This is a genomic window from Rhizomicrobium sp. (assembly GCA_037200385.1).
Lineage (GTDB): Bacteria > Pseudomonadota > Alphaproteobacteria > Micropepsales > Micropepsaceae > Rhizomicrobium.
This window is the reverse complement of the sequence record JBBCGL010000001.1, coordinates 2,672,911-2,685,968: the sequence shown is the minus strand read 5'-3', so window position 1 is coordinate 2,685,968 and position 13,058 is coordinate 2,672,911. Positions and strand designations below refer to the sequence as shown.

Sequence of the window (13,058 nt, the reverse complement as noted above, 5' to 3'; positions counted from 1 at the left end):
CGCATGTCAGCGCCTCGGCCGCGGGTGGTCCGGACGCCCCATCAGCGCCGGCAGGAAGAACAGCGTGGTCGCCAGCGTCCAGCCCAGCGAGATCATCAGGAGCTCGCCCATGCTCGCGGTCCCGGGATGGCTCGACAGCCACAGGCTGCCGAAGCCGGAGGCGGTGGTCAGCGCGCTGTAGATCACCGCGCGCGTCAGGCTCGACTGCAGCAGGTCGACCTGGCCGGCCCGCCATGCCATCACGAAATAGATATTGAACGCCACCCCGATCCCGAACAGCAGCGGCAATGCGATCACGTTGGCGAAGTTGAGCTGGAGCCCGATCACCACCGTGGTCGCCATGGTCAGCAGGCCGGTCAGCAGCAGCGGGATGATGGTCAGCAGCACGTCGCGAATGCGGCGCAGCGCGAGCAGCAGCAGCGCGGTGATCACTGCGAAGGACAGCACGCCGGCATGGATGAAGGCGTTGACGATGGTCGTGCCCGACTGCCGGATGGAGATCGGCGCGCCGGTCGCGTCCGGCACCACGGCCATCACCGCCTTGGAGAACGCGTTGAGCGACTGGTTGCTGCCCGAGGTGTCGGCGGGGAACACTTGGATGCGCGCCGTCCCGTCCTTCGCCACCCAGTCGCGCACCATGTCCGCGGGCATGCTCGCGATCGACACCGGTGCGGCCTGCAGCGACGCGCTCATCTGCCCCAGCAGCACCTTGAGGCCGGGGACCAGCGCTTCGGTCGCGCGCGCCCGCAACGCCGCGCTGCCGCTGGCGAGCGTGTCGAGCGTACCGGCCAGCGCCGCCGCATCGCGGCCCGCGGCACCCGCATCGCCGGCCGCCGCCCGGCGCAGGTCGGCCGCCGTCGCCCGCAGGCTCGCCACGAGCTCGGCATCGCTCGGGTCCGGCTTCACGCCGAACGGATTGATCACGGGATCGAGCAGCATGTCGGCGTCCGCGATCAGCTTCAGCTTGGCCGGCTGGTCGTCGGGCACGAAATCGGCGAGGGTGATCGCCTGGCCGACGACCTTGAGCTTCGCCAGCTTGGCGGCTTTCACCCTGGCCGCGTCGAGGTTGGGCGCCAGCACGTCGATCGTGTTGGGCGAGGTCTGCGGATCCTTGGTCAGGTCGAGGATGGTCGAAACCGACTCGGTCTTCGGACTGCGCAGATTGAGCGGATTGAAGTCGAACTTGACCATCGTGGTGAGCGCCAGCGCGACCAGCCCGATCAGCAGCGCGGCGCCCATCACCAGCCGGCGGTGCGAAAGCATGGCGCGGTCCACCGCGGCGAAGAAGCGATAGCCGACCTCTTCCTTCTCCGGCCCCGGATCCACCAGCACCAGCAGGGCCGGCAGCAGCGTGATGCCGAGCGTGAAGGCCACGATCATCCCGATGCCCGCGACCTCGCCGAGCTGCGCCACGCCGGCATAATCGGTCGGGACGAAGGAGAAGAACCCCGCCGCCGTTGCGCCCGCCGCCAGGGCCAGCGGCATGCCGACGCTGCGCCCGGCGCAGCTCAGCGCCTTGCGCAGGTCGTTGCCGACGAACCGCTCATAGCGGTAGCGCACGCAGAACTGGATGCCGAAATCGACGCCCAGTCCGACGAACAGCGCGACGAACGCGATCGAGATGATGTTGAACACATGCGCGACCGCGAGGCCGAGCGCCATGGTGATCGCGAGGCCCGCAACCAGCGTGAGCAGGATGCAGGCGATGATCTTGAACGAGCGCACCGCCAGCCACAGCGTCGCCAGCACCGCCGCCATCATGGCCAGGCCCATCAGTGCCGCGCGCTCGGCCAGGGTCGCGAATTCCTCGTCCGATAGCGGCACCGGACCTGTCAGGCGCACCCGCACGCCATGCGCCTCATCGAGGTGCAGGCCGCGCGCCGCGGCGCGGATCGCGTCCGTCGCGCTCGCGCCGGGTTCCAGCGCGCCGAAATCGAGCTGCGGCTGCACCTCGATGAAGCGGCGGGTCTCGCGGCCCGATGCCGGCGCACCCGTCACCAGCGAGCGCCAGGACAGGTGGGTGTTCCCGCCCGCCGCGACCTTCGCCAGCGTGTCGCCGAAGCCCTTCATCGGCCGGTCGATGTCGGACAGCTTGGCCTGCCCGCGCGCCACGCCCATCAGCGCGGTCTGCAGGCTGCCCATGATCCCGCGCAGCGACGGATCGCTCGCCATCGGTCCGAGGAACGGCGCGGCCTGGATCATCTGCTCGGTGTTCGCCCGCACTTCGGGCACGGACAGGAACAGCAGACCGTTCTTGTTGAAGAAGTCGCCGCCATCCGGCCGCCGCACGACGGAAAACAGCGTCTTGCGTCCCGCCAGGGCGTCGGTCAGGGCCTGGGTTCCCGCTTCGGCCAGTTCCGGCGTCTCGCCGTCGACCACGACGAGGATCAGGTTCACCTGTTGCGGGAACAGCTTGTCGAACGCGATCTCGTGCTGCCGCCAGGGGACGTCGCGGGAGATCAGCTTGCTCGAATCCGTGTCCATCTGGAAATTCTGGGCCGTGTACCAGGCCCCGGCCACGCTCAGGCCCGCGAACAGCAGGGCCACGGCGGCAGGCACACGGCAGCACGCCGCAACGATGCGTTCGATCAAGGACATCAAGGGCTTTTAGCGGACGGTTAGAAGTCCGGCAAACCCGTCACGTCGGGCTCGCCATTGCGGATCTCGGCATTGCGCGACTGGCGGTAGAGGCTGCGGGTCGTGGCATAGAGATCGATGGAGGACCGCTGGATCTCGCGAAGCGCATCGATGCTCAGAGAACGGGAGTCGACGAGGGAAAGCACCCGAAGCGGCCAGGACCAGTAATAATTCTTGTGCCGCCAGCGCAAATAGCCGAGCGGATTGATGTAGCCGTCGGCGACGCCGCCCGCGATATCGCGCGGCGTGGCCGGGCCGCCCAGGGGCACCATGAGATAAGGCCCCTCGCCGACGCCGTAATAGCCGAGCGTCTGGCCGAAATCCTCCTCGTGATAGGGCATGTCCCAATCGGTCGCGACGTCGAAGACGCCCGCGGCGCCCAGCGTCGAATTCACCGCGAAACGCCCCAATGCCTCGCCGCTGCGCTCCAGATGGCCCTGCAGCACGTCATTGGCGAAGGTCACCGGCAGGTGCAGGTTGGTCAGGAAGTCGTGCAGGTGCACACGCAGGGTCGTCGGGGTGACGCTTTTGTAGAACGTCGCCGCCGGCAGCGCGACCCGGTTGTCCAGGCCACGATTGAACGCGAAGACGTGCCGGTTGAGCGACTCGAACGGATCGTTCTGCTCCTGCTCCTCGGGCGTCGTCGAACAGGCCCCCAATCCGGCGCACAGCGCCAGGATTGCCGCTAAACCCAGATACCGCAAATGCCCCCCTTACGAATCCCGGCACGCTCGAAAACAGCCGATAGCTTAGCGTCACAATCGGCGGGCCGTCCATGGTGGGTATCGCGACGGATTGCAAAATCTTCGGCGCGCTTGCGGCCCGCATTGCAACCTCCGTACAGTTGGGCTTTGAGACCGTCGTGAAGACGGCAAGCCACGGGCAGGAACGGGATTTGCGGCGGCACGGAACCGAAAGATGTTGAAGGGTCTCGATCCCCTTCTGGGTCCGGCATTGCTGGCGGTCCTGCGTGGCATGGGGCATGGCGACGAGATCGTTGTCGCCGATGCGAATTTTCCCGCCTCGAGCACCAACAAATGTGTCATCCGTGCCGAAGGAACGGACGCGCCGCGCATGGTCGCGGCGATCGTCTCGGTCCTGCCGCTCGATGATTTCGTCCCGGCCGCGGCCTTCCGCATGGCGGTGGTGGACAAGCCGGACGACGTGCCGCCGGTGACCGCGGCCTTCGCGCAGGCGCTGGCGGGCGGCGGCTATGCGGGCGCGATCGAAGCGGTCGAGCGCTTCGCGTTCTACGAACGGGCCCGCGCCGCCGTCGCGGTGATCGCCACCGGCGAAACACGCCTCTACGGCAACCTGATCCTGAAGAAGGGCGTGATCCGGCCATGATCCGGATCGATGCCCACCAGCATTTCTGGCGGATGGACCGCGGCGACTACGGCTGGCTCAGGCCGGAGGCGCATCCCAGGATCGCGCACGATTTCCTGCCGGCCGACCTGGAGCCGATCCTCAACGCCGCGCGCATCGACAGGACCATCCTGGTCCAGGCCGCGCCCAGCGAAGCGGAGACGCATTTCCTGCTCGCGCTGGCGAATGCGCATGACATCGTCGCCGGCGTGGTCGGTTGGATCGATTTCGAGGCCTCCGATGCGCCGTCCCGCATCGCGCGGCTCTGCGCCAATCCCAAATTTGTCGGCCTGCGCCCGATGCTGCAGGACATCGCGGAGGACGAATGGCTGCTGCGTCCCGCCCACGCTCCGGTGTTCGACGCCATGCAGCGGGGCAAGCTGCGCTTCGATGCCCTGGTCAAGCCGCGCCATCTGCCGATGCTCGACGAATTCGTCGACCGCTATCCCGACCTGCCGCTGGTGATCGATCACGGCGCCAAGCCCGACATCGCACGCGACGGCCTGAGCCTGTGGGAGCCTTATCTGCGCCACATCGCGACGACCTCGAACAGCTATTGCAAGCTCTCGGGTCTTGCAGGCGAAGCCGGCCCCGGCTGGTCGGCCGATACGCTGCGCCGCTATGTCGACGTGCTGCTGGACTGCTTCGGGCCGCAGCGCCTGATGTGGGGCAGCGACTGGCCGGTGCTGAATGAAGCCGGCGACTACGCCACCTGGTTGGGCGCCAGCGTGACGCTCACCGAACATCTCTCGGCCCCCGACCGCGAAGCCATCTTCGGCGGCACGGCGGCGGCGTTCTACGGGGTGGCATGAGGTTGGTTTTCGCGATTGAGCCTCCCCCACCCGACGTGCTCCCCCGGACCCTGTCCGGGGTCAGCGCGTCGCCCTTCCCGCAAGGGAGAGGTGAAAACGGCGCCGTCCGGCGCGCTTGCGCGCCGAACATGATCCACGCGGAGCCGCGGAGTGGCGGAGCGGTGCGTCCGTCCTCCGCGCCGCCGCGGCGCGACTATCTGGAAGTGATCTGATGTCCGAGCGCGATTCCTCGAAGCTTCCCGTCGTCACCCAGGCGGTCTACGGCACCGGCCAGTTCGTCGACAGTGTCGCCAGCACGGTGACGGGGCAGTTCCTGTTCTTCTACCTGACGGCGGTGTGCGGCCTTTCGGGCTCGCTCACCGGGCTGTCGCTGTTCGTCGCGCTGGCGATCGACGCGATAGCCGATCCCTTGGTCGGCTCGCTGTCCGACAACACGACCTCGCGCTTCGGCCGCCGCCATCTCTATATGTTCGCGAGCTTCCCGTTGATGCTGGTCGGCCTGGGCATGCTGTTCAGCGTGCCGCCGAGCCTCGCGGGCTGGCCGCTGTTCTTCTACGTCACCGGCATGGCGCTGATCCTGCGCCTGGGCATGTCGGCCTATGTCGTGCCCTATTTCGCGCTCGGCGCCGAGTTGACCGACGACTACCTGGTGCGCAGCCACGTCATCGCCTGGCGCTCGGCCTTCAGCGTGCCCGCCACCATCCTGCCCTTCGTGCTGGCCATCGTCTTCTTCCACGGCAAGATGCTGACCCGTATGGCCTATGTCCCGCTGGGCTGGACCTGCGCGGCGATCCTCTGCCTCTTGGGGGCGCTCGCGGCCTTCGGCACGCTGGGCTCGCTGAACCGGCTGCACCGCGCCGCGCCCGCCGCCGGCCACCCGCTGGGTCGCCTCATGCGCGAGCTGCCCGAGGTCTTCCGCAACCGTTCCTTCCTCATCCTGTTCTCGACCGTGCTGATCTTCTTCGTCGCGCAGGGCACCGCCGCGGTGCTCGCCCAGCATGGCGGCAAGTATTTCTGGAAGCTTTCCACCGATGCGATCCAGCAGCTCGGCATCGTCGGCGCGCTCGGTCTGCTGACCGGCATCCCGGTGGTCGCGCTGCTGGGGCCGCATGTCGAGAAGAAGACCATGACGCTGTGGGCGCTCGGCTATATCTGCGTCGCCCAGTCCGGCATGCCCCTGCTGCGCATCGCCGGCATCCTGCCGGACCACGGCCCGCTGCTCTTCCTCGCGCTCGCGATCAACGCCGTGATCGTCTATGGCGCGGTGACGGTGCTGGCGATCAGCTTCCAGTCGATGATGGCAGATGCCGCCGACGAGCACGAGCTGCTGTTCGGCGCCCGCCGCGAGGGCCTGTATTTCGCCGGCACCACCTTCTCCGCCAAGGCCGCGACGGGGCTGGGCAGCCTGATCGCGGGCTTCGCGATGGACCTGATCCACTTTCCCTACGCCATCGCCGACAAGGGCGGCGAGAACCTGCACCTGGCGCCCGACATCGCGCGCAATCTGGGCCTGGTCTATGGCGTGGCGCCCGCGGCGATGACGCTGCTCTGCATCCTCATCAATACGCGCTACCGCATCGATCGCAAGGCGCATGCCAGCATCCAGCGCACGCTCACCGAGCGCCGCGCCGCCGCCAACTCGCAATCCCCGGAGATCGTCGTATGACCGCCATCAAGAATCGCATCACCACCATGCTCGGCGTCGAATATCCCATCGTGCAGGCGCCGATGGGCTGGATCGCACGCGCCCAGCTCGCCAGCGCGGTGTGCAACGCCGGCGGCATGGGCATCATCGAGACCTCGTCGGGCGAGCTCGACGCCGTCAAGGGCGAGATCCAGAAGATGCGCACCCTGACCGACAAGCCCTTCGGCGTGAACGTCGCGCTCGCCTTCGTGCGCGATCCGGGCATCGTCAATTTCATCATCGACCAGGGCGTGAAGTTCGTCACCACCTCCGCGGGCGATCCGCAGAAGATCGTGGGGCCCTTGAAGGACGCCGGCCTCACCGTCTTCCACGTCGTCCCGTCGCTCAAGGCCGCGCTGCGCGCCGTCGATTGCGGCGTCGACGGCCTCGTCGTGGAGGGCGGCGAAGGCGGCGGCTTCAAGAACCCGCGCGACGTCGCCACCATGGTCCTGCTGCCGCTGGTCTGCGAGAAGGTGGGGGTGCCGGTGATCGCCGCGGGCGGCATGGTCGACGGCCGCACCATGGCCGCGGCCTTCATGCTGGGCGCCGAGGGCATCCAGATGGGCACCCGCATGGTGAGCGCCGCCGAAAGTCCGGTGCACATGAACTGGAAGACCGCGATCCTCAATGCGCAGGAGACCGACACGGTCTTCCTCAACCGCATGGGTCCCGGTCCCGCCCTGCGCGCCCTGCGCACCGAGAAGACCACGCGGATCGAAAAGGAACCGCCGCCCAACGTCATGGCGGAGTTCGGCAAGGCCACCGACCTTTATTTCGGCGGCGACATGGAGGCGAGCATCGCGCTGAGCGGCCAGGTCGCCGGCCGCATCGACTCGATCAAGCCGGTCAAGCAGGTGATCGACGAGACGATGGCGGAATTCCACGATGTGATTGCGCAGAGAGCGAAGCAGTATGCATGAACATCTCGGCCCTCGCGGCGCGTGAGGGTCGAACGGCTTTCGGATACAATCGGGTTCCGGGGCGTTGAGTCCCGGATCCGCTGGAAAAATCCCCATGGCCGCGCGCAAAAAAGCCCGTTCTCCCGCCAAGAGGCACGAGGCGCCCGCCCATGCCACCGGCGCCCGGCGCGGCGGCCGTCCCGCCTGGCAAGGCCATCTGCGGCTGTCGCTGGTGAGCTGCCCGGTCGCGCTCTACGGCGCCACGACGCGCGCCTCCGACATCTCGTTCCATATGCTCAATCCCGAGACCAACAACCGCATCCGCATGATCCCGACCGATCCCGACACCGGCCCGGTCGAGCGCAAGGACCTCGTGAAGGGCTACGAGGTCGAGAAGAACAAATACATCATCGTGACCAACGAAGAGCTGCAGGAGGTGCGGCTGGAGACCACGCGCACCATCGATATCGAGCGCTTCGTGGATGCGAACGAGATCGACCGGCTCTACTGGAACGACCCGTATTTCCTGGTGCCCGACGGCAAGAGCGGCACCGAAGCCTTCGTGGTGATCCGCGACGCGCTCGAGCAGGCGGGCCGCATCGCCATCGGCCGCGTCGTGATGCACACCCGCGAGCGCATGGTGGCGCTGGAGCCGCGCGACAAGGGCATCGTCGCCTACACGCTGCGCAGCGCCGAGGAGGTGCTCGATCCGAAGAAGGCCTTCGAGGATATCCCGGCCAGCCGCTCCGACAAGAAGATGGTGGAGATCGCGCAAAAGATCATCGAGCAGCAGGAAGGCGACTTTGATCCCAGCATGTTCGAGGACCGCTACGAGAAGGCGCTCAAAGAGCTGATCAAGCGCAAGGAAAAGGGCGAGAAGCCCGTCAAGGCCGAACCGGTGGAGGACACCAACGTGATCGACCTGATGGAAGCCTTGAAGAAGAGCCTGAAAGGCAAAAGCGGCGCGGCCCCCGCCAAGACCCCGGCCAACAGCAACGCCAAGAAGCGCGCGCACCGATAACCTCGCCCGCGAAGCGGGAGAGGACGTCCGCGCTGCCGTATCCTCCCCCGCGGCGCGGGGGAGGATACGTGGAGCGATCACATCCCCATCTTCTTCATCGCCGGTCCCAGCGCCTTGGCGCTCTTCGCCAGGTCCGCCCACGGATCCGCCTTCTTGAGCAGCGGCCCCACCGTGCGGATGGTGAATCTCTGCGGATCGAGCCCCTTCTTCACCTGGCTCCACGCCACCGGCACCGCCACCGGCGCACCCTCGCGCGCCCGCGTGCTCCACGGCGCGACGCCGGTCGAGGTGCGGTCGTTGCGCAAATAGTCGATGAAAATCTTCCCCGTGCGCGCGTTCTTGGCCATCGTCGTGGTGTAGCGGTCGGGCATGTCGGTCTCGAGCTGCACCGCCACCGCCTTGGCGAAGGCCTTGGTCTGCGGCCAGTCGGCGCCCTTGATCGCGATCACCACATGCAGCCCCTTGCCGCCCGTCGTCTTCACGAAGGGCGTGAAGCCGAGCCTGGCGAGCCGCCTGCGCAATTCCTGCGCCCCTTCGATGACGCGCTCGAACGGCACATCCGGCGCCGGATCGAGATCGAGGATGATGCGCTCGGGCACGTCGGGATCGCCGGGCTTGCTGCCCCAGGGATGCAGCTCCGTCACCGCCTGCTGCGCCAGCGCCACCAGCGCCTCGGGACTGTCGACGCCGAGATAGGGATTGGGCTCGCCGCTCACCTTGATCGCCAGCATCGCCGCCTGCGTGCCCTTCAGGGCATGGCGCTGGAAGAAGGTCTCGCCGGTGATGCCGTCCGGCGTGCGCACGATGGAGACCGGCCGGTTCGCGATATGGGGCAGCATGCGCGGTGCGGCGGCTTCCATGTAGCGCGCGAGGTCGAGCTTGGTCACCGCCGGGCCGAGCTTGGACTTCGGCCACAGCTCCTTTTCCGGATGGCTGATGGTGATGCCGAGCACGACATTGTCGCCGCCCTTCGCGGCACGCGCGACCTTCTTGGCCATGGCTGTCTTCTCCTTTGCGGGCGCGTCCGCGGGCACTTCGGGTACCACGCTGTCCGCCGGCTTGTCGGCGCGCAAGCCCTTGAACGCCGCCTGGCGGAAGAGCCCGTCCGACGTGACGTTCTCGTATGCGATCTCGGCGACGAGGTTCGGTTCGACCCAGTTGAGGTCCGGTGCGCGCGGCGGATTGGCGAAGGCGGACTTGTCGCGCTTGAGCGGCTTGAGTTTCTTCAGGAGGTCGGCCGCCACAGCCGCGGTGTAGCCCGTGCCGACGCGGCCCATATAGACCAGCTTGCCGTCTTGGTGCGTGCCGACCAGCAGCGAGCGCATCTTGCTCGCGTCGCCGCGCCAGCCGCCGATCACCACTTCCTGCCCGCCGCGGCATTTGCTTTTGGTCCAATAATCGGCGCGGCCCGAGACATAGGGCGCATCGAGCCGCTTGGAGATGATGCCTTCCATGTCCATCTTGCACGCCGCTTCCAGCATCGCGTCGCCGTGGCTCGCGAAATGCGGCACGAAGCGCAGGCGGTTGCCGGCGTGTGAGCCTTTGAGGATCTCCTCCAGGATCGCCTTGCGCGCCGAGAGCGCCAGCTTGCGCAGGTCGTGGCCTTGCGCGAACAGACAATCGAACACGAAGAACACCAGCTTGGCCGTCTTGCCTTCCGATAGCGCGAGCTGCAATCCGCCGAAGCTCGCGGCGCCTTGCGCATTCAGGGCGCAGATCTCGCCGTCGATGATACAATCGGGCAGGGCGCCGCCATCGGCCGCGATCTCCGGGAAGCGGTCGGTCCAGTCGAGCCCCTTGCGGGTGCGCAGCCGGGCACGGTCCTTCTCGACCCGCATCTGGACACGATAGCCGTCGAACTTGACCTCGTGCACCCAATTGGCACCGCTCGGCGGCGTCTCCATCAGGCGCGCGAGCTGCGGCGCCACGAAGTCCGGCAGGCGGGCTATCCGCGGTGCGTCAGGCGCGTCTTCGCGCGAGTCTTTTTTTTAGCGGCGGGTTTCTTCGCCTTGGCGGGCGCTTTGATTTTCAGCGCCTTCACGTTCTCGTCGGTCGAGCGGTTCGAATTCCACACCTTGGTCGATTTTGCCGCGATCTCGTCCAAGGTGCGGCCGGTCTTCACCGAGGTCACTTCCTTCGCCAGCGCCTCGCCCGCCTTGCCGCGCTTGGCCTTGTCGTCGACCTCCTTGATCAGCAGCCAGTTGTGCCGGACCTTGCGGCCGGCCTTCGCCTCGTCGTCGCGCAGCCGGATCAGGGCCCATTTGCCCTGCATCCGTTCGCCGTCCATCACGATCTTCAGGTGTCCGCCGCGCAATTCCTTCGCCGGGTCTTCGCCTTGCGGCGTCCAGGTCCCGCGATCCCACAGCTGCACCGTGCCGCCGCCATACTGGCCCTCGGGGATGGTGCCTTCGAAGGTGCCGTATTCGATCGGGTGGTCTTCGACCTCGACCGCCAGCCGCTTGACCGCCGGATCGAGCGACGGCGTCTTGGTCACCGCCCATGATTTGTAGACCCCACCCAGTTCAAGCCGCAGGTCGTAATGCAGCCGTGTCGCCGCATGGCGCTGGATGACGAAACGGTACTTGCCCTTGCCCTTCGCGACCTTGCCGCGCGGCTCCGCCGTGATCCCGAAATCGCGTTTGGAATAATATGTCTGAAGACCTGCCATGCAGCGAAAACTGCCACGGCGCGCGGAAGGTTCCCAGAGCGTGCGTGCTTCGAGGCTCGCCGCTGCGCGGCGAGCACCTCAGCATGACGAGGGTGGAGAACCACAAATCTCGTCATGCTGAGGTGCGCCCCTGGCCTTAGGCCGGGGGCGCCTCGAAGCACGCCCGCACGAACGGCAGCGCCACCTCCACCACCCGCTCGACCGGCTCGGCGAAGCCGTCATCGATCCAACGGCGCGCGATGTCGATCACCGCGCCCAGCACGCCGGCCGCCATCAGCACGTCGCGCGTGCCCGGCGCGAACATCTGGACCAGCGCCTTCGCGGCTTCCACACCCGCCGCCTGCATCTCGGGCTCGCGGCCATGCGGGTCGTTGAGGAACACCCGGGCCGGTCCCGGATGCGCCGCGAGCCCTTCATAGAATCCGGTCAGCGCGCCACGCACCGGATCGGACGCCGCCGCCCGGGCCTGTTCGATCTGGGCCAGAAGTTCGCGCTGCGCGGTTCGGTACGCCTCAAGGAACACGGCCTCGCGATTGGGAAACGACTCGTAGAAATAGCGCGCCGTCAGCCCGGCCTCGGCGCAGATCGCCGCGACCGTGGCGCCTTCGCGGCCCACCCGGCCGAACACGTCGACCGCGGCCCGAACCAGCCGCTCGCGGCGGTCCGCCTGCCGGTCCACGAAGCTCGCCCCGCCATAGCGGCGCTTTTCTTTTTCCAATACGACCATCTTGACTCCGGCGTGCCATCTGACTATCTGATAATCAAGATTGTCAGATTATCAGATGGAGGCCTGCCCATGGCTGCCACGCCCAAGCTGGACATGAACCGCCGCCGCGACTGGAAAGCCGCCTTCCGCGCCATGCGCCTCCTGCTGGCCGATCCCAACGACACGCCGCAGGTCTTCCGCATCATGCATGCGCTGAACGCCGGCATCACCGAGAAGAACTACAGCCGCCTGCTGCAGACCGAGCAGGGCGGCCGTATCGCCTATCGGCGCGAAGAGCTGGTGGGCAAGCTCACCAATCCCGAATTCATGGCGCAGTTCGCGCCCGGCACGGTCGGTGCCGCCTATCGCGCCTTCCTGGAGAAAACCGGCTACTCCGCTGCCGGTCTGGCGCAGATCGGCAACGAGACGCACGGCGTCACCGGCGACATGCAGCATCCCTATGCCTGGTTCGGCCGCCGTGAGCGCGACGTGCACGACATCTGGCATGTGCTGACCGGCTACCAGGCCGACGATCCGCTGGGCGAGCTGTGCCTCGTCGCCTTCTCCTACGCCCAGACCAGAGGCCTCGGCTGGGGCTTCATCGCCTTCATGGGCGGCCTCAAGAGCCTGCGCGAGCCGAACAGCCGCGCCGTGCGCCGCGCGATCTGGGAAGGCTATCGCCGCGGCAAGGCGACGACATGGCTGCACAACGAAGAGATCGACACGCTGTTCGCCGAACCGCTCGAAGCGGCGCGGACGCGCCTGAACATCGGCAAGCCCGACGCCTACCGCGCCGCGCACGAGGCGATCGCGGCGACACAAGGCGCCGCGCAGATGGTGGCGGCGGAGTAGACTCCGCTTTACACGTACCCCATGCTGTCATCCCGGACGCCGCGAAGCGGCGATCCGGGACCCATGGTGCGGCATGCGCGAACATTCCTATTGGGTGTACCTGCTTGCGAGCGCTCCATACGGAACGCTCTATACCGGCGTCGCCAACAATCTCATCAGACGAGTCTGGGAGCATAAGGAAGGTGTCGTTGCCGGCTTCACCAGAAGGTACGACGTGAAGACGCTTGTCTGGCACGAATGGCACGAGAATGTCGAAGCGGCCATTGCGCGCGAAAAATCGCTGAAACGCTGGCGCCGCGATTGGAAGATCGCTTTGATCGAGGCGGACAATCCGCTCTGGATCGATCTCTATCCCGGCTTGTTGGACCATGGGTCCCGGATCGGGCCTGCGGCCCGTCCGGGATGACAGGTCTG

General features: G+C 67.0%; 12 protein-coding genes. 7 read left to right on the top strand and 5 right to left on the bottom strand.

The annotated features are described in order from the left end of the window. Positions 1 to 6: 6 nt before the first annotated feature. Positions 7 to 2,598 (bottom strand): MMPL family transporter, encoded by a 2,592-nt coding sequence (locus tag WDM91_12765; GenBank protein ID MEI9995461.1) that lies wholly within the window; start codon positions 2,596 to 2,598, stop codon positions 7 to 9. A 20-nt stretch (positions 2,599 to 2,618) separates the two neighbouring features. Beyond that, positions 2,619 to 3,341, bottom strand: coding sequence for a VacJ family lipoprotein (locus tag WDM91_12760; protein ID MEI9995460.1), 723 nt, complete (start codon positions 3,339 to 3,341; stop codon positions 2,619 to 2,621). A 214-nt stretch (positions 3,342 to 3,555) separates the two neighbouring features. On the opposite strand from WDM91_12760, the gene WDM91_12755 reads away from it, so the two are divergent. From WDM91_12755 to WDM91_12735, 5 genes are all read left to right on the top strand, one after another. Beyond that, on the top strand, positions 3,556 to 3,984 hold the full coding sequence (locus tag WDM91_12755) for an RbsD/FucU domain-containing protein (protein ID MEI9995459.1): 429 nt from the start codon (positions 3,556 to 3,558) through the stop codon (positions 3,982 to 3,984). Continuing rightward, entirely contained in the window at positions 3,981 to 4,814 is an 834-nt protein-coding gene (locus WDM91_12750; GenBank protein MEI9995458.1) for an amidohydrolase family protein, read from the top strand. The genes WDM91_12755 and WDM91_12750 overlap by 4 nt, the downstream gene beginning before the upstream one ends. Positions 4,815 to 5,025: 211 nt before the next feature. Beyond that, the gene (locus WDM91_12745; protein ID MEI9995457.1) at positions 5,026 to 6,480 is read left to right on the top strand and encodes an MFS transporter; all 1,455 of its coding nucleotides are present in this window, start codon (positions 5,026 to 5,028) and stop codon (positions 6,478 to 6,480) included. After that, the gene (locus WDM91_12740; protein MEI9995456.1) at positions 6,477 to 7,418 is read left to right on the top strand and encodes a nitronate monooxygenase; all 942 of its coding nucleotides are present in this window, start codon (positions 6,477 to 6,479) and stop codon (positions 7,416 to 7,418) included. The genes WDM91_12745 and WDM91_12740 overlap by 4 nt, the downstream gene beginning before the upstream one ends. A 94-nt stretch (positions 7,419 to 7,512) precedes the next feature. After that, a complete protein-coding gene (locus WDM91_12735; GenBank protein ID MEI9995455.1) occupies positions 7,513 to 8,418 on the top strand; it encodes a Ku protein in 906 nt (301 codons plus the stop codon). Between the two features lie 77 nt (positions 8,419 to 8,495). On the opposite strand, the gene ligD is transcribed toward WDM91_12735, so the two are convergent. The 3 genes from ligD to WDM91_12720 form a co-directional block, all read right to left on the bottom strand. Continuing rightward, complete coding sequence (ligD, locus tag WDM91_12730; GenBank protein MEI9995454.1) at positions 8,496 to 10,346, bottom strand: DNA ligase D; 1,851 nt, start codon at positions 10,344 to 10,346, stop codon at positions 8,496 to 8,498. Between the two features lie 17 nt (positions 10,347 to 10,363). Beyond that, complete coding sequence (locus tag WDM91_12725) at positions 10,364 to 11,086, bottom strand: DNA polymerase ligase N-terminal domain-containing protein (protein ID MEI9995453.1); 723 nt, start codon at positions 11,084 to 11,086, stop codon at positions 10,364 to 10,366. A gap of 136 nt (positions 11,087 to 11,222) precedes the next feature. Then, positions 11,223 to 11,804 carry a TetR/AcrR family transcriptional regulator gene (locus WDM91_12720; protein ID MEI9995452.1) on the bottom strand — a complete coding sequence of 194 codons (582 nt, stop codon included), beginning with the start codon at positions 11,802 to 11,804 and terminating at the stop codon, positions 11,223 to 11,225. 78 nt (positions 11,805 to 11,882) lie between these two features. Here WDM91_12720 and WDM91_12715 point away from each other — a divergent pair, with 78 nt between their 5' ends. Further along, the gene (locus tag WDM91_12715; GenBank protein MEI9995451.1) at positions 11,883 to 12,644 is read left to right on the top strand and encodes a Coq4 family protein; all 762 of its coding nucleotides are present in this window, start codon (positions 11,883 to 11,885) and stop codon (positions 12,642 to 12,644) included. A gap of 73 nt (positions 12,645 to 12,717) precedes the next feature. Continuing rightward, positions 12,718 to 13,050 carry a GIY-YIG nuclease family protein gene (locus WDM91_12710; GenBank protein ID MEI9995450.1) on the top strand — a complete coding sequence of 111 codons (333 nt, stop codon included), beginning with the start codon at positions 12,718 to 12,720 and terminating at the stop codon, positions 13,048 to 13,050. Positions 13,051 to 13,058 lie beyond the last annotated feature (8 nt).

What these genes read in the sequence shown, in the direction of transcription:
- WDM91_12765 (MEI9995461.1), bottom strand. Translation starts at nt 2,598, where the DNA reads ATGTCCTTGATCGAACGCATCGTTGCGGCGTGCTGCCGTGTGCCTGCC.
- WDM91_12755 (MEI9995459.1), top strand. Translation starts at nt 3,556, where the DNA reads ATGTTGAAGGGTCTCGATCCCCTTCTGGGTCCGGCATTGCTGGCGGTC.
- WDM91_12750 (MEI9995458.1), top strand. Translation starts at nt 3,981, where the DNA reads ATGATCCGGATCGATGCCCACCAGCATTTCTGGCGGATGGACCGCGGC.
- WDM91_12745 (MEI9995457.1), top strand. Translation starts at nt 5,026, where the DNA reads ATGTCCGAGCGCGATTCCTCGAAGCTTCCCGTCGTCACCCAGGCGGTC.
- WDM91_12740 (MEI9995456.1), top strand. Translation starts at nt 6,477, where the DNA reads ATGACCGCCATCAAGAATCGCATCACCACCATGCTCGGCGTCGAATAT.
- WDM91_12735 (MEI9995455.1), top strand. Translation starts at nt 7,513, where the DNA reads ATGGCCGCGCGCAAAAAAGCCCGTTCTCCCGCCAAGAGGCACGAGGCG.
- WDM91_12725 (MEI9995453.1), bottom strand. Translation starts at nt 11,086, where the DNA reads ATGGCAGGTCTTCAGACATATTATTCCAAACGCGATTTCGGGATCACG.
- WDM91_12715 (MEI9995451.1), top strand. Translation starts at nt 11,883, where the DNA reads ATGGCTGCCACGCCCAAGCTGGACATGAACCGCCGCCGCGACTGGAAA.
- WDM91_12710 (MEI9995450.1), top strand. Translation starts at nt 12,718, where the DNA reads ATGCGCGAACATTCCTATTGGGTGTACCTGCTTGCGAGCGCTCCATAC.